The organism is Cupriavidus sp. MEYA8, from assembly GCF_059278825.1.
In genome coordinates this window covers 434,636-453,556 of the sequence record NZ_JCAEMD010000003.1, presented here as the reverse complement: position 1 = coordinate 453,556, position 18,921 = coordinate 434,636, and the positions used below count along the sequence as shown (strand labels likewise).

The window sequence follows — 18,921 nt, the reverse complement described above, 5'->3', positions numbered from 1 at the left end:
GTGCCCCCGCCGCGTCAGCCGACTCGCTCGAACACCGCGGCAAGCCCCTGGCCGCCGCCGATACACATAGTTTCCAGGCCATATCGCGCCTGGCGCCGGCGCAACTCACGCAGCATGGTGGTCAGGATGCGAACGCCGGTGGCGCCGACCGGGTGGCCGAGCGAAATGCCGGAGCCGTTCACGTTCAGGCGATCGAAGTCGGACTGCTTGAGATCCCAGGCCGTGGTGCAGGCCAGCACCTGCGCGGCGAATGCCTCGTTGACCTCCAGCAGGTCGATGTCCTTGAGCCCAAGGCCGGCGCGGCGCAGCGCCAGGTCGGTGGCGGGCACCGGGCCGATGCCCATGCGCTCCGGCTCCACACCCGCCACAGCCCAACTCACCAGCCGTCCGAATGGACGCAGTCCGAGCGCTTCGGCTTTGTCGGGTGTGGTCACGATGCATGCTGCCGCGCCATCGTTCTGCCCGCTGGCATTGCCTGCCGTCACGGTAGATTCCGGATCGACCTTCAGCCGTACTGCTCGCAGGGCGGCCAGGCTTTCTCTGGTCACATCAGCGCGCGGGTGCTCGTCCTGGTCGACGACCTTGGCACCGCCCTTTGCCTTGACCGAAACCGGCACGATCTCTTCCTGGAAGCGCCCGGATTGCTGGGCCGCGATCGCGTTCGCGTGCGACTTCACGGCTAGTTCGTCCTGGGCTTCGCGGCTGATGCCGTGCTCGCGGCGCAGGTTTTCCGCGGTCTCCAGCATGCCGCCTTCCACCGGGTGGTGCCTGCCGCCGGAGGTGATGCGGCCGCGCGCAATGCGGTCCCACAGCGGCGACGAGTCGCCACGCAGGCCGCCCCAACGGGCCCCCAGCACGTAGTGCTCGGCCTGGCTCATGCTCTCCGCACCGCCGGCGATCACCAGGTCGGCCGCACCGGTCTGCACCCGCATGGCGGCGTCGATGACCGCCTGCAGGCCGGAGCCGCAACGCCGGTCCAGTTGAAGGCCCGGCACGCGAATGCCCAGGCCGGCATCGAGGCCGGCCACCCGCCCGATCGCAGGCGCCTCACCGTTGGGATAGCACTGGCCGAAGATCACGTCGTCGATATGCGCAGGATCCAGCGCCGTACGGCGCACCAGTTCGCGGATCACGGTCTCGGCCAGATCAGCGGCAGGAATATCGCGGAACACGCCACCGTAGCGGCCCACTGGCGTGCGCAACGGCTCACAGATCACTGCTTCTCTCATGACAACCTCATTTCATTTTGGTGGGAATGGAACGGATGGCCGTGCCTGTCGTCAGGACTTTGCCTCTGTTCAGGGTTCTTCCAGCTATCGAACTCCGCGGTGGCCCTGACGGAACGCGGCCAGACAGGCGAAGTGGGTCGGGTCGGCCGCCTGCACAGCACCGAACTGCGCGAATGCCGGGAGGTAGATGGCCTGCTTGCTGGCTAGCACGCCAGGTGACGCAGCGCCACACCGCCGATACGGCTGGTATCGCGCGAGGCGCCGACAATGGCCATCGAGGCGGATTCAAGCAGCTGCGACAGGGCGGCGCGCGTCGGGGCGCTCGCCGTAGCGGAACGGGTCATCGTCGTCTCCATGCTTCCGGTACCGGAAGCATGGAGCCATTCAAGCCCATCGCGAGGGCAGTGACAAGCGTGCAAGCCTCAGCTGTGCACATTGTGCAGTTCGACCTCGGGTAGCCGATGCGGGCCGCATGAAGATTGCGCCGGAGGTGACGGACCGGTCGCCCGGCCGACGCCCGGATGCGTGTTAAGCGCAATCCTGCCATCGCCGCAGCCTTGCGGCAGCGGACAGCAGGCTTAGAACCCATTTCATAATGAAATGGGTTCTTAAGGCGGTGGATCAGGTTTCACGAAAAAACATCGCGCCCAAGATGCCACCTATCTCGTGCCGACGTGCCACCGACATCCTGGACGTGGTGGAGACAATGCTGATGGCCGCTTCCGCACCCATCGCCAGCGGTAACGCATAACCCACGCCGGCTATCCCCTCGGCGCCCGCCAGGGAGTAACCGAGCTTGCGGCAGCGCTCGACCCCGCGCATCAGCCTCAGCAGGCTCAGGCCGCCGGCCTCGTATTCGGCGCGGTGCCGTGCATAGTGCGCGCGCACCGCCTCGTTGTCGAACTTCGCCAGCAGGGCCATGCTGGCGGTGCCCTGGCCTAGCAGGCGGGACGTGCCGGGCAGCGTGTGGAAGGACTTGATGCGGTGGCCACCTTCTTCTGCATGCAGGCAATGCCCGTGGTCGCCGAGGCGTACGATTAGGAAGGTGGTATCGCCGGTGAGCCGCGCCAGCGCCTTCATCTTGGTAATCAGCCCGCTGTTGCGCGGCGCTTCATTCATTGCACGCAGACCCAGCGCCATGGCGGCGGTGCCCAGGCGATAGCGCTTACTGGCGGATTCGCGCTCGATATATTCTGCGGACTCGAGAAAGCGCGCCATGCGGTGCGCGGTGGTCCGGTCGATGTCTGCCTTTGCGGCAAGCTCTGGCAGGGTCAACCCGACGTCCTGGTGCTCGGCCACCAGCTGGAGGAGAGTGAAGGCGCGGGACAGGCTCTGTACGCCGAAGGGGGCGGCGGGCTTGGTGGGCATGGAAAGGGGCGTCGGGACAACTTCGGAATCCGGGACGGGTCACATCGTTCCCCGGGAGGGCATTGGCTGTTCACATTGTGCACGAACTGCACGATTGCAATTGTCCCGCGCGGCGCCATGGTTTGCAATACGTCCATCACGGAACCCCGAGCATGCGCTATGACTCCCATCGATTCCCGTATTGACCTGTCCTCCGATGCCTTTGCCAGCCAGCGCGCCGGCATGCAGGCCCTGATCGACCGCCTGCATGGCCTGGAGCAGCGCGCGGCGGCCGCCTCCGAGCGCGCACGGCCTTCTTTTGCCAAACGCGGGGCATTGCTGCCGCGCGAGCGCATCGGCCGCTTGCTGGATCCGGGCGCGCCATTCCTGCCGATTGCGACGCTCGCAGGCTTCGGCATGGACGACCCGGACCATGAGACCTCGATTCCCGGCGGTTCGCTGGTGGCCGGCATCGGCTTCGTCTGCGGCGTGCGCTGCATGGTGCTGGCCACCGATTCCGGCATCGACGCCGGCGCCATGACCGAAGCCGGCAACATGAAGCTGGTGCGCTGCCAGGAGATCGCGCTGGAGAACCGGCTGCCGTTCATCCACCTGGTGGAATCGGCCGGCTCCAACCTGCGCAAGTACCGCGTCGACAAGTTCGTGCGCGGCGGCGCGCTGTTCTACAACTTGGCACGCCTGTCCGCGGCCGGGCTGCCGGTGATCACCGTGGTGCACGGCTCGTCCACTGCGGGCGGCGCCTACATGCCCGGCCTGTCCGATTACGTGGTGATGGTACGCAATCGCGCACGCGCCTTCCTGGCCGGCCCGCCGTTGCTGAAGGCTGCCACCGGCGAAATCGCCACGGATGAGGAACTCGGCGGCGCCGACTTGCACGCCACCACCAGCGGGCTGGCCGAGTACCTGGCCGAAGACGATGAACACGCCATTGCCACCGCGCGCGACATTGTCGCCAGCCTGGACTGGCCCAAAGTGGCGCCGCCGCCGGCGCAGCCGGCGCGCCCGCCGCGGCTGGATCCGTCTGAACTGGACGGCGTGATGACGCTGGACATGAAGCGCCCGGTCGACATGCGCGAGGTTATCGCCCGCATCGTTGACGACTCCGCCTGGCTGCCGTTCAAGCCCGACTACGGCCCTGGCACCGTGTGCGGCCACGCGCGCATTGAAGGCAACACGGTCGCCTTCATTACCAACAACGGCCCGATCGATCCCGCCGGCGCCACCAAGGCCGCGCAGTTCATCCAGTTGTGCAACCAGTCGGACACGCCGATCGTGTTCCTGCAGAACACCACCGGCTTTATCGTCGGGCGCGCTTCGGAAGAGGCCGGCATGATCAAGCACGGTTCGAAGTTGATCCAGGCGCTGTCGAACTCGAAAGTACCTCGGATCACCCTTTATTGCGGTTCCTCATTCGGGGCGGGGAATTTCGGCATGTGCGGAAGAGGATTCCGACCGCGCTTCTGCTTCTCTTGGCCGAACGCGCGTACCGCCGTGATGGGCGGCGAGCAGGCCGCCATGACGCTTGAGATCGTGGCGCGCCAGCAGGCCGCACGCAAGGGCGTACCGGTTGACGAGGCACAGCTCAAGGACCAGACCGCCGAGATCGTTGCCAACTTCGAGCGCCAGGCCAGCGCTTTCGTCACCAGCGGACTGCTGCTGGATGACGGTGTGATCGACCCGCGCGATACCCGTGCCGTGCTGGCCTTTGTGCTGGCCACCGCGCGAGAGGCCAGCCTGCGCGAGACAAATCCGATCCAGTTCGGCGTGGGCCGCTTCTAAGCGGCACGCCATCCAGACCAAGTCCTAAGCGAAAAGAACCTCAGGAGACCACCATGCTCTACACCGAAGACCACCGCAACATCATGGAAAGCATTCGCCGCTTCGTTGCGGCGGAGATCGATCCCTTCGTGGACAAGTGGGAAGCCGCCGAGATCTTTCCGGCGCACGAGCTGTTCAAGAAAATGGGCGACCTCGGCTTCCTGGGCATCACCAAGCCGGTGGAATACGGCGGCCTGGGCCTCAATTTCTCCTATGCCGTCGCCGCCGCCGAGGCGCTGGGCTATGCGCGTGCCCAGGGCATCGGCATGGGCGTGGGCGTGCAGACCGACATGGCCACGCCGGCGCTGACCGCCTTCGGCTCGGACGAACTCAAGCGCAATTACCTGGCCCCGGCCATCGCCGGCGACATGGTGTGTTCGATTGGCGTGTCCGAAGCCGGCGCCGGCTCCGACGTGGCTTCGCTCAAGACCCGCGCCGTGCGCGATGGCGACGACTACGTCATCACCGGCTCAAAGATGTGGATCACCAACGGCACGCAGTCCGACTGGATCTGCCTGCTGTGCAACACCTCCGATGGGCCGGTGCACAAGAACAAGTCGCTGATCATCGTGCCGCTCAAGGAAGGCGGCAAGCGCGTACGCGGGGTGGAGGTGCAGAAGATCAAGAAGTTCGGCATGTGGTGCTCCGACACTGCGCAGATCTTCTTCGACGAAGTGCGCGTGCCGGTGCGCAACCGCATCGGTGAGGAAGGCATGGGCTTCATCTACCAGATGAAGCAGTTCCAGGAAGAGCGCCTGAACGGCGCCGCGCGCCGGCTGGCCTGCACAGCGCTGATCGAAGAGACCGCCGACTACCTGCGCCAGCGCATTGCCTTCGGCAAGCCGCTGCTGGACAACCAGTTCATCCAGTTCAAGCTCGCCGAGCTGAAGACCGAGATGGAAGCGCTGCGCGCGCTGGTCTATATGGCTACGCAGACCTATATCGAGGGCGGCGATGTGATTGAGCTGGCTTCGATGGCCAAGCTCAAGGCCGGGCGCCTGTCGCGCGAGGTGGCGGACTGGTGCATGCAGTTCCAGGGTGGCATGGGCTACACCTGGGACAACCACGCTTCGCGCGCGTACCGCGACTTCCGCCTCGGTTCGATCGGCGGCGGGGCTGACGAAGTGATGATGCAGGTCATTGCCAAGCAGATGGGCCTGATGTCGCGCGGCTGACGTGATGGTGAAGCAATCAACTGCCAGGACTGACATGCCCGACAACTCCCTCACCGATACGGTGATCGTGCGCCGCGCCAGCGGCGTGCTGTTCGCCACACTCAATATCCCTGCCACGCGCAATGCGCTGGCACCCGAAATCGTGGCCGCGCTGGCGGCCGCGGTAGAGCAGGCCGAAGCGGACCCCGAGGTTCGCGCGCTGGTGCTGCGGGGCGCCGGCGGCATCTTCAGCGCCGGCGGCAACGTGGGCAACTTCAAGGCCCGCCTTGATGCCGACGCCAGCGAGGAAGACCCGGTCGCCACGCGCAACCGCCAGTTCGGTTACTTCATGCAGCGTCTGAGCATGCTGCCGGTGCCGGTGATTGCCGCCGTGGACGGCGCCGCGATGGGCGGCGGCATGGGCCTGGCGTGCGCCGCCGACATCGTGCTGGCCACGCGCGACGCGCGCTTTGCGCTGTCGGAAACCACGCTGGGCATTATTGCCGCGCAGATCGCGCCATTCGTGGTGCAGCGGCTTGGCGCCACCGCCACGCGCCGCCTGGGCCTGACCGGTGAGCGCGTCAGCGGCGATGCCGCCGTGGCCATCGGGCTGGTCGACCAGCTGGCGGCCGACAGCGCTGAACTGGATGCCCTTATCGCCGAGTGGTTGACGCGTATCGGCCGCTGCGGCCCGAACGCCAACCGCGTGTTCAAGACGCTGGTGGGCCGCTGCGGGCAGGAGCCGGCCGGCTCGCTGCTGGATGACGCCTCGCACCTGTTCGCGCAGTGCATGCGGCGCGAGGGCAACGAAGGCGTCGCCGCGTTCCGTGAGAAGCGGGACGCGAACTGGACCGTCCGCTTCGATGTCGGGGCCGTGCGCGCCGCGCAGGCGGTCGCCTGACCTTCCCGCCAGCCCCTTCCAGGAAATTCACAGGATTCCCATGTCTGCAACCAGCCGACCCTTCCATACGTTGCTCGTCGCCAACCGCGGAGAGATCGCAGTGCGCATCATGCACACCGCGCGCCGCCTCGGGCTGGCCACCGTGGCCGTCTATTCCGAGGCCGACCGCCACAGCCCGCACGTGGCCTTTGCCGACCGCGCGGTCTGCATCGGCGCTGCCGCGCCACGCGAGTCGTACCTGAACGTCCCCGCCATCATTGAAGCGGCCCGCGCCAGCGGCGCCGACGCGATCCATCCTGGCTACGGCTTCCTGGCCGAGAATGCCGCATTTGCCGAGGCCGTCACCGCGGCCGGCCTGGTTTTCGTCGGCCCGCCGGCTGAGGCGATCCGCGCCATGGGCAACAAGGCGGAGGCCAAGCGCCTGATGCTGGCTGCCGACATGCCCTGCGTGCCCGGCTACCAGGGCGCGACACATGATGACGCCACGCTGCTGGCGCAGTCCGCGTCCATCGGCTTCCCGCTGATGGTCAAGGCAGCTGCGGGCGGCGGCGGACGCGGCATGCGGCTGGTGCGCGATGCGGCGGCGCTGCCGGCGGCGCTGACCAGCGCGCGTTCCGAGGCGGCCGCCGCGTTCGGCTCCGACGAGCTGATTCTCGAACGCGCCGTAATCGCGCCGCGCCACGTGGAGATCCAGGTCTTTGCCGACACCCGCGGCAATGTGATCCACCTCGGTGAGCGTGACTGCTCGGTGCAGCGCCGCCACCAGAAGGTCATTGAAGAAGCGCCGTCGCCCGCCGTCGGCCCAGAGCTGCGTGCACGCATGGGCGAAGCCGCCGTGCGCGCGGCAAAGGCGATCGGCTACGTCGGCGCCGGCACCATGGAGTTCCTGCTCGATGCCGACGGCAACTTCTACTTCATGGAGATGAACACCCGCCTGCAGGTCGAGCACGCAGTGACCGAGGCCATCACCGGCTTTGACCTTGTCGAATGGCAACTGCGCGTGGCGGCAGGCGAGCCGCTGCCGGTCAATCAGGACCAGGTCCGGCTCAACGGCCATGCCATCGAAGTCCGCCTCACCGCCGAGGACGTACCGGCTGGATTCCTGCCGCAAGGTGGTCCGCTGCTGCGCTGGCGCCCGCCTGCCGCCGGCCGCGACGTGCGCGTGGACCATGCGCTGGAAGAGGGCGGTGCCATCCCCACCCACTATGACTCGATGGTCGCCAAGCTGGTTGCGCACGGCGCCGACCGCGAAGAGGCACGCCGCAAGCTGCTGCGCGCGGTGGAAGACTGCGTGCTGCTGGGCGTGCCGACCAATCAGGGATTCCTGGCCGCTTGTCTCGCCCACCAGGCGTTCGCAGGCAATGATGTGCACACGGGCTTTGTCGATGCCCATATGCAGGCCGCGCTCCAGGTCGCCGTGCCGCCGCAGCATGTGACGGCGACCGCAGCCCTGGCGGCATTGGGCATGCTCGGCAGCAACCGCAAGCCAGCCTCGCTGGCGCGTGCCGCCTCGAGCGTTGTGCTGAACTCGGCAGGCAAGGCATGGCAGGCAACGCTGCGGGTGACCGCCGACGGCTGGCGCGCCAGCCTGCACGAGCGCGGTGAGGACCAGCCGCCGGTTGAATGCGTGCTGCGCGTGCTGCGTGCCGACGGCACCAACGGCACGGCGCTGGTCGAATGCGACGGCGTGGTCTATCCGCTGGTGTTCGCCGCCGACAAGCATGCCCTGCACCTGTTCCAGTCCGGCCATGCCTGGCAGTTCCAGCTCCACGATCCGCGCCGCCGCCGTGATGCCGGCAACGCCGACGGCGCGCTGCAGGCGCCGCTGACGGCCCGCATCGTCGCGGTCAACGTGGCCGAGGGCGAGCGCGTGGAAGCGGGCCAGGCCCTGGTCGTGCTGGAGGCCATGAAGATGGAGCACACCATCGTCGCGCCGTTTGCCGGCGTGGTGGCGGAACTGCCCGCCCGCGCCGGCGGACAGGCCAGCGCGGGTTCGCTGCTGGCGCGCGTCGAGGCCGATGCGGCCGCGAAGGAAGAGGCATGAGCGAATCCGTGAAAACCGCAAAGACCGTGCGCATTGGCGGCGCCTCCGGTTTCTGGGGCGATTCCGCCATCGCCACGCCGCAATTGCTGGGGGTGCCCGGCCTGCAATACCTCGTCTACGACTACCTGGCCGAAACCACCATGTCGATCCTGGCGCGTGCCCGCGCCAAGGATGCGGCGCTGGGCTACGCCACGGATTTCGTGCATGCGGCGATCGGGCCGAATCTTGGTGAGATCCTGCGTCGAGGCATCCGGGTGATCGCCAATGCCGGAGGCCTCAATCCGCAGGCGTGCCGTGACGCGCTGCTGAAAGTCGCTGAACAGCAGGGGTTGTCACCGCGCATCGCCGTGGTCAGTGGCGATGACGTGCAGCCGCAGTTTGAGCAATGGTGTGCAAACGGGTTGACCGACCTCGCCGGCAATCCGGTGGCGACCACCAAACCGTGGTCGGCCAATGCTTACACCGGCGCGCAGGGCATCGCCCGCGCGCTGGCGCTGGGCGCTGAAATCGTCATTGCCGGCCGCTGCGTAGACAGCGCGGTGGTGGTGGGCGCGCTCGCCCACGAATTCGGCTGGAGCTGGACGGACTGGGACCGCCTGGCCGCGGGCACGCTGGCTGGCCATGTGATCGAGTGTGGCGCCCAGGCCACGGGCGGACTGTTCACCGACTGGGAGCGTGTACCCGGCTGGGATCGCATGGGCTATCCGGTGATCGATTGCGCGCACGACGGTAGCTTCGTGTTGAGCAAGCCTGAGGACACGGGCGGCTTGATCGAGCCGGCGGCGGTTGCGGAACAAGTGCTGTACGAGGTAGGCGATCCCGCCAACTACCTGATGCCGGACGTGACGTGCGATTTCCGCACGGTGCGCACCGAACTGGTCGAGCCAGGGCGCGTCCGCGTGCACGGTGCGCGTGGCCGCGCACCCGGCACCCACTACAAGGGCAATGCGACCTGGCAGGACGGCTACCAGATCAGCCTGATGATGGCGATCCGCGGCATCGATGCCCCCGCCAAGGCGCGCCGCACCGCCGACGCGCTGTTGGCGCGCACCCGCGCCATGCTGGCCGAGCGCCAGATGCCGGACTACACCGAGACCATTGTCGAGCTGCTCGGCTGCGAATCGCAGTACGGCCAGCATGCACGTGCATTGCCGACGCGTGAAGTGGTGCTGCGCATCGCCGCGCGCCATCCGCTCGCGAAAGGTCTGAGCTTTCTGCAGCGTGAATGCTCCTCGGCGGGAACCTCCATGGCAGCCGGCACGCGCTCGTCGTTTGCGGGGCGCGTTGACATCCAGCCGGTGGTGAAGGTGTTCTCCTTCCTGGTGCCGAAGGCGGACGTGCCGATGCGCGTGGAGTTCGAGGGCGCCGTGCTCCTGCTGCCCGAAGCCGCAGTCAGCGCGGCGCAGGAGCCACCGGTCGGGGTCGACGTCCCGGCCCTGCCGGCGGTGCCCGATGAGCCGCGGGTGGAGCGGCCGCTGGTTACGCTCGCCTATGCGCGCAGTGGCGACAAGGGCGATGACGAGAACATCGGCGTGATCGCGCGCAAGCCTGAGTACCTGACGCTGCTGCGCGAGCAGCTCACCCCGCAAGCGGTGCGCGCGTACTTCGCCCATCTGGTGGAGGGCGAGGTCGAACGCTTCGATGTGCCTGGTCTGCATGCGCTGAACTTCCTAATGCACGGCGCGCTGGCCGGCGGCGGCGTGGCGAGCCTGCGCTCGGATCCGCTAGGCAAGAGCTATGCGCAGATGCTGCTGGACTTTCCGCTTTCCGTACCCCGGAGCTGGGCATAGGCCTGGCTCGCAGACTCAGTGCGCCGACACAGGCGCCCATTCGACAAGGAGGAGACATGACCCGACTCAAGCGCAGGGCGCGCATCAGACGCCTGCTCAGCCTGAGCCTCTTGGCAGGCCTCGCTGGTGCATTGCCAGCGATGGCGCAGGGCGACGCCTATCCCAATCGCCCGATCCGCGTGGTGGTGCCCTACACGCCGGGCGGCGTCTCCGACACAGTGACCCGGCTGGTGATGCACAAGCTCGCCGAGCGCATCGGCCAGCCTGTGGTGGTGGAAAACCGCCCCGGCGCCAACGGCATGATCGGCTCGGACAACGTTGCCAAGTCCGCGCCGGACGGCTACTCGCTGCTCGTCGTCGTTGCCGCGCACGCCATCAATCCCAGCCTGTATCCCAAGATGAGCTTTGACCCGCTCAAGGACCTCACCGGGGTCAGCATGATCGGGCGGATTCCCTTGCTGCTGGTCTCCAGCGCGCAACTGCCACCCACCAATGTGAAGGAATTGGTGGCATGGGGCAGGGCCAATCCCGAGAAGATGGCGTTTGCCTCCAGCGGCAACGGTTCGGGTGCGCACCTGGCGGGCGAGTTGTTCTCGCAAGCAGCGGGCGTGAAGATGATGCATGTGCCGTACAAGGGCATTTCGCCGGCACTGCCTGACCTGTTCGCGGGGCAGGTCGCCATCATCTTCGATTCGGTGCAGACCATGATGCCGCTGGTGAAGGCGGGCAAGGTGCGGGCGCTGGCTATCTGCAACCCGACACGGTGGCCGGCCGCGCCGAATGTGCCGACCATGGCCGAGGCCGGATATCCGGCGGTGACGGCAGGTAGCTGGATCGGGCTGATTGCGCCGGCAAAGACCCCGCCGGCGGTGCTGGCGAAGCTGTCGACGGAGATGGATGCCGTGCTGCGGCAGGCTGATGTCCGAGCCAAGCTGATCGACTATGGGATCGATCCGGTGGGCGGCAAGCCGGAGCAGTTCCAGGCGTTCATCAAGAACGAAGCGGTGCGATGGGGAGAGGTGGTGAAGAAGGGCGGGGTGAGGCTGGAGTAGATGAGGGCGGCGTGTTTGTCGGGCGGATGCCCGCCCGACTTGCGCGCGTCCGCTGCTGACATTCAGTGAAAAAGGGAGGCGCTTTGCCTCCCTTTTTCACATGTGCTGCGTGTCGCCCACATTCGTGCTCGCGGCCAGCAGATCCAAGGGGCAGACAGGCCGCAGGCGAGGTGGCGGAGGAGGGCCACGCCCTCCGGACCCGGGTTGTTTACAACACGCCACGCTCGCGATACGCGCGGACCTCCGCTTCCGTCATGCCCAGCACTTCACGCATTGCCTGCTCGGTGTGTTCGCCCAGTTGCGGCGGCGCGCGCATCTCTACCGGCGTGGCGGAAAAGCGCAGCGGGCTCCGTAGCGACGGCGCATCCACGCCGCTTGAATGCGGGAGCTTCACCAGGAGTTCGCGGTGCTTCACTTGGGGGTCCGCAAAGACTTCGTCCATGCTGTTGATCGGCCCGCACGGCACACCCACTTGCTCCAGGGTGGTCAGCAGGTCGGCGGACTTCCACGTGCCAATGCGCGTACCGATCAACTCGCGCAGCAGCGGGCGGTTATTGACGCGCGCCATGTTCTGGCCAAAGCGTTCGTCCGTGATGAGTTCCGCGCAGCCCAGCACCTTGCACAGCGCCGCGAACTGGCCGTTGTTGCCGGCGGCGATGATCAGGTGTCCGTCGGCGCAGCGGAACACCTCTGATGGCGATGCGACCGGATTGGTGTTGCCGGCACGCTGCGGGACTTTGCCGGACATGTGATAGCCCAACGCGAGGTGTCCGTTGGCCGCAACTGAGGCGTCGAGCATGGCGGCATCGATGTACTGGCCCTCACCGGTGGCCTGGCGATGGTAGAGCGCGCCCATCAATGCCACGGAAGCATAGAGGCCAGTCAGGATGTCGGTCAGCGGAATTGCCGTGCGCATCGGCGCGGCCCCGGGGCTGCCGTCAGGCTGGCCGCAGGTGCTCATCAGGCCCGCCATCCCTTGCAGGATGAAGTCGTAGGCGGGGCGCGCGGCATAGGGGCCGTCGGGGCCGAAGCCGGTCACGGAGCAATAGATGATGTCGGCGCGCAGCGCGCGGATCGAGTCGTAATCCAAACCGTATTTCTTCAGGCTGCCGGCCTTGTAGTTTTCCACCACCACGTCGCATTGCGCGGCGAGGCGGCGCACCAGTTCCGCGCCCTCCGGCTGCGAGATGTCGACGGTGACGGACTGCTTACCCCGGTTGCAGCACAGGAAGAAGGCCGAGTCGTTGGTCTGCTGGCCGTTGGCGTTGGTCAGGAATGGCCCCATCTTGCGGGTATCGTCGCCATCGCCTGGTTTCTCGATCTTGTAGACGGTGGCACCCATGTCGGCCAGGTTCTGTGTGGCCCACGGGCCGGCGACAACCCGGGTCAGGTCGAGGACTTTGATGCCTTGGAGGATTGCGCTCATGTCGTGCGTGCAAGGGTTGCAATGATAGAAATAGGTCCAGCGGGCATGATCGTTTGAATCCACGCCCCGCGCAATTTGCGAGTACAAAAGTCAGGGTTATTGCCAGCCGCGCAGCGCTGCGAGGACGGCGTTGGCTGCGCTTTGGTCCGCCTGCGCCGCGGGTGCCGCTCATGTTCGGAGGTGTTGCCTGGTCGTCCGAGATGCAAGCGGGACGGCGACCCCGGCATCATATGCACGACATGCACCATGTGCGCGTTTGAGGCATCGAGGCTTGTCGCTACCCTCGCGGTAAGGTTGAATGGCGCTGCCTCCTGCATGGGGAGGATGGAGACGACGATGACCATCGCGGCTATGGCGAGCGCTCCTAGGCGCCGGGCTATGCCGACTGCTTGATCCCGCCTCCATCGCTATTGTCGGCGCCTCGCGCGATACCAGCCGCATAGCAATGTGGCGCTGGATCGGTGCAGCCTCTCGGGGTTCAGGACGCGGCCCCGGCATTCGCGCGGCAGACTGCGAAGGATAATCATGAAGACACCCATTACCGCGCACATGGCGGCAAACGAGCGCGGCAAGGCGGCGCCGAAGGCGGGCGAAACCAACTGCGGCGCCATCAGCGTTGGCCACTGCGTCAGGCTGATCGGTGGGTTACAGAACTGCGTGGAGCTGTTCGTGCGTAAGGTACGAAAGGTGCGGCGAGCAAGCTGCGGCCGCTTACCGCTACTTCGGGTGGCACCATGACAGAAGGCGGGATCTCAGTCATGGAAGACCTCCTGGCCGGCGTGCCGGTATCGCATGTCGGCGTGCCGGCGGGCTTTGTCGCCTTGCGCAAGCTCGGCGGGTATTTGGCCAACTTCGGGCAGCTCTACATCCATGCGGAGCGCCGCACGCTGGGGGTGCGTATCGACGAAAGCCACCTTAACACCCTCGGCATTCCCCACGGCGGCATGCTCGCGACGCTCGCTGATACGGCGATTGGCGTCATGATGTCGCTGGAAACGGGGCGATCGAAGGGCGCAGTCACTGTGAACCTGAGCCTGGACTATCTGGATTCAGCCCGGCTTGGCGACTGGGTCGAAGCGCGCGTGGAGTTTGACAAGCTCGGCTCGCGCCTGCGCTATGGGACGTGTCGGCTGGTCAGCGACGGGCGTTGCCTGCTTCGGGCCACCGCAATCTTCGCGGTGTTGGGGCCGCGGGTATAGCCCAAGCCGCTTCGTTGCCGAGGTGAAACGGGCATGCCAGATCGGGGCCTGCCGCGCTGGCGGCATCTTGGCACGATCCCCTGGCCTGTTATGAGCCTGTCCCGGTTGCGCCCAGGAATCTGTGGCGGCTACTTTGAACCGAGCAAGAGCTTCCGGCGCTGCCGCGCACTGGCGGAGGCGGCGCCGGGCATCCCTGCGTCAAAAAGGGATTCAGCACGTTCAATCGGCGCGAGTCGCCGTCTGAAGAAGTGAATTCGCCGCATGTCCGCAGGCGATTCGCGCCAAGAGGAGATATGCATGGAAGCAACTGCGAACGTTGGCCTGACGCCTGCACGGAATGAGATCGACCAGCTTTATAAGAAAATCACGCTGCGGCTGCTGCCGTTTCTTTTCATGTGCTACGTGATCAACTACATTGATCGCGCGAACATAGGTTTTGCAAAGCTGCAGTTTACACAGGATCTCGGCTTTTCCGATGCTGTCTACGGCCTCGGCGCGGGGGTGTTCTACATCGGCTATGTGCTGTTCGAGATTCCGAGCAACATGTTCCTCCAGCGGATGGGTGCGCGCGCCACGTTGCTGCGTATTCTGGTCCTGTGGGGCATAGTGTCCGCGGCGCAAGGCCTGGTGAAGACGCCTGAGCAGTTGTATCTGGCGCGTTTTCTGTTGGGCGTGGCTGAAGCTGGCTTCTTTCCTGGTGTGATTCTGTACCTGACGTATTGGTTTCCAGCGGCTCGGCGGGCGCGTGTCACGTCCACCCTTGTGACGGCGCTGGTTGTTGCAGGCATGGCGGGTGGCTTGGTGTCTGGCTGGATCATGAAGGAAGCGGCCGGCCTGTGGGGCATGAAGGGCTGGCAAGCGCTGTTCGTGTTGGAGGCGATTCCGGCCGTGGTGATGGGTCTGCTGGTGTACTGGGTGCTGGATGACCGACCCGAAGCCGCCCATTGGCTCTCCGAGCGTGAGAAGGCCCTGATCCGCCAGGAGTTGCAGGCCGACGCGCAGGGCAAAACGGTGGTCGCAAAGCATCAGGGGTCGTACGCGGCCTTCAAGGATGCGCGCGTCTATGTCGCTGCCCTTGTGTACAGCGCCATTGGAGCGGCGTCCGCCGTGATCTCGCTTTGGATGCCGACGCTCATCAAGAGCGCCAACGTGAGCAATCTGCAAACGGTCGGTTATCTGACCATGATTCCATACCTGTGTGCCGCCATTGGTATGTTCCTGGTCGGGCGCAGTTCCGATCGGTTCCTGGAGCGTCGTTGGCATGTGGCTGGTGCGACAGTGGTTGGCGCCGCGGCATTCCTGGCACTTGGCGTTCCCGGCCTGAATTTGGTCGCCATCATGGTACTCCTGGGCTTGGCTGCAGCAGGCACATTTGGAGCGATCGCGGTCTTCTGGACAATTCCGCCTGCGTATCTGAAAGGTCCATCCGCTGCTGCCGGCATTGCACTCATTAGCAGCGTCGGTGCCGGCTTGGGTGGATTTGGCGGCGCAGCATTGGTGGGGGCGATCAAGCAAGCATCGGGCAGCCTCTACCTTGGAATCGCGGCGGTCGCTGGTGCCATGATCGTTGCGGCAGTAGTGCTGCTGACTGCATTTCCCGCGACATTACTTAAAGAGCAGTGATTGCCGGAAGCCCCTTTCGGCAGGCGCACAAACTGGCAGTCGGGCCATTGCCGCAATCTCATCTAAGGATTGGGGAATCGAATCCTGTTCAAATGAAACGGCGCCATTTCTTGCCAACGCAGCGCGCCACCACCAAGTAAAAGGAGCAACACCGTGACCGAAGCAGTCATCGTTTCCACCGCACGCACCGGGCTGGCCAAGAGCTGGAAGGGCGCCTTCAACATGACACATGGCGCTACCCTGGGCGGTCACGCGGTCAGGCACGCCATCGAGCGCGCCAAGATCGAGCCGGGCGAAGTGGAAGACGTGCTGATGGGCTGCGCCAACCCAGAGGGCGCGACCGGCGGCAACATCTCCCGCCAGATCGCCCTGCGCGCCGGCTGCCCGGTGACCGTGCCGGGTGCGACCGTCAACCGCTTCTGCTCGTCGGGCCTGCAGACCATCGTCATGGCCGCGCAGCGAGTGATTGCCGATGAAGGCGACATTTTCGTGGCCGGCGGCGTGGAATCTGTCTCGTGCGTGCAGCAGGAGGCGAACCGCCACATGCTGCAGGAAGACTGGCTAAGCAAGAACAAGCCCGAAATCTACTGGAACATGCTCTTGACCGCCGAGAACGTCGCCAAGCGTTACCACATCAGCAAGGAGCGCCAGGACGAATACGGCGTGCAGAGCCAGCAGCGCGCCGCCGCAGCGGCCGCCGCCGGCAAGTTCAACGACGAGATCGCGCCGATGACCACGGTGATGGGCGTGACTGATGCGGACACAGGTCAGCGGACGACGCGCGAAGTCACCATCTCCGCTGACGAAGGCATCCGCACCGGTACCACGCTGGAAGGCGTGTCGAAAATCCGCACCGCGATGCCCGACGGCGTGATCACCGCAGGCAACGCCAGCCAGTTCTCCGACGGCGCCTCGGCTGCCGTGGTAATGAACGCCAAGGTGGCGGCAGCCAAGGGCCTGCAACCGCTGGGCGTGTTCCGCGGTTTTGCCGTGGCCGGCTGCGAACCGGATGAAATGGGCATCGGCCCCGTGTTTGCCGTGCCCAAGCTGCTCAAGAAGACCGGCCTGAAGGTCGAGGACATCGGCCTGTGGGAATTGAATGAAGCGTTTGCTGTGCAGGTCCTGTACTGCGCGGACAAACTCGGCATCCCGATGGACCGCCTGAATGTCAACGGCGGCGCGATCGCCGTTGGCCACCCGTACGGCGTGTCGGGCGCGCGCTTGGTCGGCCATGCTCTGATTGAAGGCAAGCGCCGCGGCGTCAAATACGTGGCGGTAACCATGTGCATCGGCGGTGGCCAAGGGGCGGCGGGCCTGTTTGAGGTGCTCTGAAAGACGGTGTTGAATTGGGAGGAGTTCTATCGCGTATGATGAAGTGAAGGTGCCGACCGCGGGCTGAAGCGGCGGGCGGGCGGGTGACGAGAAGCTTCGCGATAAGGCATCTTGTCTGCATCATTCGGCTGCATGCCCTTCGAACTGCGATGCACAAGGGGCCTTAGAGGGCGGCGGGTTGCTGCAATGACCGGGAAACGGCCTGCGGCTTTGACTCGTTCGAGTTCATCGCGCAGCTTGCCCACCGTTGCCTCCTTGTCCAAAGCTCGGCGCTTGCCCGGGCGCATTGCAACATGCCAGTTGACCGCGATGTCGTGCGCCTCACTGCCCCTTTCAACGCCTTGGTATCTGGCGTCACTGAACACATTTACTCTCCTCGCCATGCAGCAGCGCATAAGCTTGCGTGACCTCGTTGAGGTTGGCGGCCGTGCCCACGACGGTGTGTACCACCGATTCGGTGTCAGCGCCGATGTCGGGTAGCAGTGGCGCATTGCTGCGCCACTGCATACCCCGCATCCGGCTCAAGCCACTCCACGGCGGAACCGGGCAATCAATCGGAAACGTCAGCGGCGCGACGGCGTGCGAAGTACGACGACCATCGAGGATCGACGGCGTTTGCTATGCCAGGTATCTTGACATGCCGGACGATGGGCATCGTCGCGGCTCGGAAGAGCCGAAGGCGCTGGACGCGGCCATCGATTTCGATCTTGGCGGAAAGCACGCCGTGTGTGCGGCGAGTACTTCAGCAGCCTGCTTCTATGATGAGTCGGAAGGCAAGAATTTTTACGCAAATTGATCCAATTTCCTAATCTAGGGAATCGCTGATCAATGAGGTTTGCGCTTGATGTTGCACAAGCCAAGGACTTCAGCTTTCGCAATGCGGGAGAGATAGGACGATTCAAGCCGTCTTTCTCGCGTTTCGCACCTTTCCTGGCCGCGCTTTGCGCGCTCAGGACGGATTGCTCCCCTCTGAGGCCATCAACAGCCTCCTGGCGAACACCAGATTCGCCAAATCAAACAGGCTGAACAACTGCGCCGTGTTCTTGACCAGGCCCTTGTAGCGAACCTTGCGATGGCCAAACAGATTCTTGATGACGTGGAACGGATGCTCGACCCGCGCCCGAATCTGGGCCTTGGCCCGCTCGACGGCGATCAGCAAGTCCTTGATCGCTCCGTCGCGCATCGCCTTGATCTTGCCGCGCTTGACGGCCACCTGCCACTTCACGGTCTTGCCTTGCAGTTCCTCGCGCTTGTCCACGCCCGTGTAGCCTGCGTCGCCAAACGCATGGTCTTCGTGGCCATGCAGCAAGGCGTGTGCCTGCGACACGTCGGACTTGTTGGCCGCTGTGCCCACCACGCTATGTACCAGCCCAGAGGCTGCATCCACACCGACATGGGCTTTCATCCCAAAGTGCCAAGCATTGCCTTTCTTTGCCTGGTGCATCTCCGGGTCGCGGCTCTTCTTTTTGTTCTTGGTCGACGGTGGCGCCTCGATGAGGGTGGCATCCACAATCGTGCCTTCCTTCATCATCAGTCCCCGCTCGCACAGCATGATGCCGATCTCGTCGAACAGCTTTCGCGTCAGTTCATGCTCGACGAGCAGGCGGCGAAACTTCAGCAGCGTGGTCGCGTCTGGCACCGCCTCGATTGCCAGGTCGATCCCGGCAAACGCCCGCATCGCCATGCTGTCGTACAGCGCGTCTTCCAGTGCCTCGTCCGACAGCCCGTACCACTGCTGGAGGAAGTAAATGCGCAGCATCCGCTCAAGGCCGATCGGCGGCCGGCCACGTTTGCCCTTGGGGTAGTACGGCTCGACCGCCGCAATCAGGCGCGCCCACGGCACCACGCTTTCCATCTCCGTCAGGAAGCGCTGGCGGCGCGTCACATGCTTCTTGCCGTGGCTTTCCGCTTCCGCAAAACTGATCTGTCGCTTCATCACAGGACCTGAATCATGGACACGCTTATGACAACGCGCTCACCCAATG

General features: G+C 65.3%; 16 protein-coding genes and 1 pseudogene. 11 read left to right on the top strand and 6 right to left on the bottom strand.

Features of this window, described 5'->3' with window-relative positions:
* Positions 1–14 precede the first annotated feature (14 nt).
* The 3 genes from AC5WJ1_RS29985 to AC5WJ1_RS29975 all read right to left on the bottom strand — a co-directional run bounded on the left by AC5WJ1_RS29985 (position 15) and on the right by AC5WJ1_RS29975 (position 2,597).
* A complete protein-coding gene (locus tag AC5WJ1_RS29985) occupies positions 15–1,229 on the bottom strand; it encodes an acetyl-CoA C-acetyltransferase (RefSeq protein WP_494477099.1) in 1,215 nt (404 codons plus the stop codon).
* A 203-nt stretch (positions 1,230–1,432) separates the two neighbouring features.
* Positions 1,433–1,573 carry a hypothetical protein gene (locus tag AC5WJ1_RS29980; RefSeq protein WP_494477098.1) on the bottom strand — a complete coding sequence of 47 codons (141 nt, stop codon included), beginning with the start codon at positions 1,571–1,573 and terminating at the stop codon, positions 1,433–1,435.
* Positions 1,574–1,850: 277 nt separating this feature from the next.
* A complete protein-coding gene (locus AC5WJ1_RS29975) occupies positions 1,851–2,597 on the bottom strand; it encodes an IclR family transcriptional regulator (RefSeq protein WP_494477097.1) in 747 nt (248 codons plus the stop codon).
* Positions 2,598–2,756: 159 nt separating this feature from the next.
* Between AC5WJ1_RS29975 and AC5WJ1_RS29970 the strand changes: the two genes are divergently transcribed.
* Genes AC5WJ1_RS29970 through AC5WJ1_RS29945 form a run of 6 tightly spaced genes read left to right on the top strand, consistent with a single transcriptional unit; the run spans position 2,757 to position 11,356 of the window.
* Positions 2,757–4,376 (top strand): acyl-CoA carboxylase subunit beta, encoded by a 1,620-nt coding sequence (locus AC5WJ1_RS29970; protein WP_494477096.1) that lies wholly within the window; start codon positions 2,757–2,759, stop codon positions 4,374–4,376.
* Between the two features lie 53 nt (positions 4,377–4,429).
* The gene (locus AC5WJ1_RS29965; RefSeq protein ID WP_494477095.1) at positions 4,430–5,590 is read left to right on the top strand and encodes an acyl-CoA dehydrogenase family protein; all 1,161 of its coding nucleotides are present in this window, start codon (positions 4,430–4,432) and stop codon (positions 5,588–5,590) included.
* A 34-nt stretch (positions 5,591–5,624) separates the two neighbouring features.
* Entirely contained in the window at positions 5,625–6,470 is an 846-nt protein-coding gene (locus AC5WJ1_RS29960; protein WP_494477094.1) for an enoyl-CoA hydratase/isomerase family protein, read from the top strand.
* A gap of 40 nt (positions 6,471–6,510) precedes the next feature.
* Positions 6,511–8,514 carry an acetyl/propionyl/methylcrotonyl-CoA carboxylase subunit alpha gene (locus AC5WJ1_RS29955; RefSeq protein ID WP_494477093.1) on the top strand — a complete coding sequence of 668 codons (2,004 nt, stop codon included), beginning with the start codon at positions 6,511–6,513 and terminating at the stop codon, positions 8,512–8,514.
* Positions 8,511–10,304: an acyclic terpene utilization AtuA family protein gene (locus tag AC5WJ1_RS29950; protein WP_494477092.1), complete on the top strand. Its 1,794-nt coding sequence runs from the start codon at positions 8,511–8,513 to the stop codon at positions 10,302–10,304. Before AC5WJ1_RS29955 ends, AC5WJ1_RS29950 begins: the two co-directional genes overlap by 4 nt.
* A gap of 56 nt (positions 10,305–10,360) precedes the next feature.
* Complete coding sequence (locus AC5WJ1_RS29945) at positions 10,361–11,356, top strand: tripartite tricarboxylate transporter substrate binding protein (protein ID WP_494477091.1); 996 nt, start codon at positions 10,361–10,363, stop codon at positions 11,354–11,356.
* A gap of 208 nt (positions 11,357–11,564) precedes the next feature.
* On the opposite strand, the gene AC5WJ1_RS29940 is transcribed toward AC5WJ1_RS29945, so the two are convergent.
* Positions 11,565–12,782: a CaiB/BaiF CoA transferase family protein gene (locus AC5WJ1_RS29940; protein ID WP_494477090.1), complete on the bottom strand. Its 1,218-nt coding sequence runs from the start codon at positions 12,780–12,782 to the stop codon at positions 11,565–11,567.
* A 525-nt stretch (positions 12,783–13,307) separates the two neighbouring features.
* Here AC5WJ1_RS29940 and AC5WJ1_RS29935 point away from each other — a divergent pair.
* The 4 genes from AC5WJ1_RS29935 to AC5WJ1_RS29920 all read left to right on the top strand — a co-directional run bounded on the left by AC5WJ1_RS29935 (position 13,308) and on the right by AC5WJ1_RS29920 (position 16,936).
* A complete protein-coding gene (locus tag AC5WJ1_RS29935; protein ID WP_494477089.1) occupies positions 13,308–13,520 on the top strand; it encodes a hypothetical protein in 213 nt (70 codons plus the stop codon).
* A 20-nt stretch (positions 13,521–13,540) separates the two neighbouring features.
* The gene (locus tag AC5WJ1_RS29930; protein ID WP_494477088.1) at positions 13,541–13,981 is read left to right on the top strand and encodes a PaaI family thioesterase; all 441 of its coding nucleotides are present in this window, start codon (positions 13,541–13,543) and stop codon (positions 13,979–13,981) included.
* A gap of 297 nt (positions 13,982–14,278) precedes the next feature.
* Positions 14,279–15,604, top strand: coding sequence for an MFS transporter (locus AC5WJ1_RS29925; protein ID WP_494477087.1), 1,326 nt, complete (start codon positions 14,279–14,281; stop codon positions 15,602–15,604).
* Between the two features lie 153 nt (positions 15,605–15,757).
* Positions 15,758–16,936: an acetyl-CoA C-acyltransferase gene (locus tag AC5WJ1_RS29920; protein WP_494477086.1), complete on the top strand. Its 1,179-nt coding sequence runs from the start codon at positions 15,758–15,760 to the stop codon at positions 16,934–16,936.
* Between the two features lie 206 nt (positions 16,937–17,142).
* Here AC5WJ1_RS29920 and AC5WJ1_RS29915 read toward each other — a convergent pair.
* Positions 17,143–17,449, bottom strand: a pseudogene (locus AC5WJ1_RS29915) (IS5/IS1182 family transposase); the annotation flags it as partial.
* A gap of 124 nt (positions 17,450–17,573) precedes the next feature.
* Between AC5WJ1_RS29915 and AC5WJ1_RS29910 the strand changes: the two are divergent.
* Positions 17,574–17,732 carry a hypothetical protein gene (locus AC5WJ1_RS29910; protein ID WP_494477085.1) on the top strand — a complete coding sequence of 53 codons (159 nt, stop codon included), beginning with the start codon at positions 17,574–17,576 and terminating at the stop codon, positions 17,730–17,732.
* Positions 17,733–17,885: 153 nt separating this feature from the next.
* Here AC5WJ1_RS29910 and AC5WJ1_RS29905 read toward each other — a convergent pair whose 3' ends face one another.
* A complete protein-coding gene (locus tag AC5WJ1_RS29905) occupies positions 17,886–18,872 on the bottom strand; it encodes an IS5 family transposase (RefSeq protein WP_494477084.1) in 987 nt (328 codons plus the stop codon).
* Between the last annotated feature and the right edge of the window lie 49 nt (positions 18,873–18,921).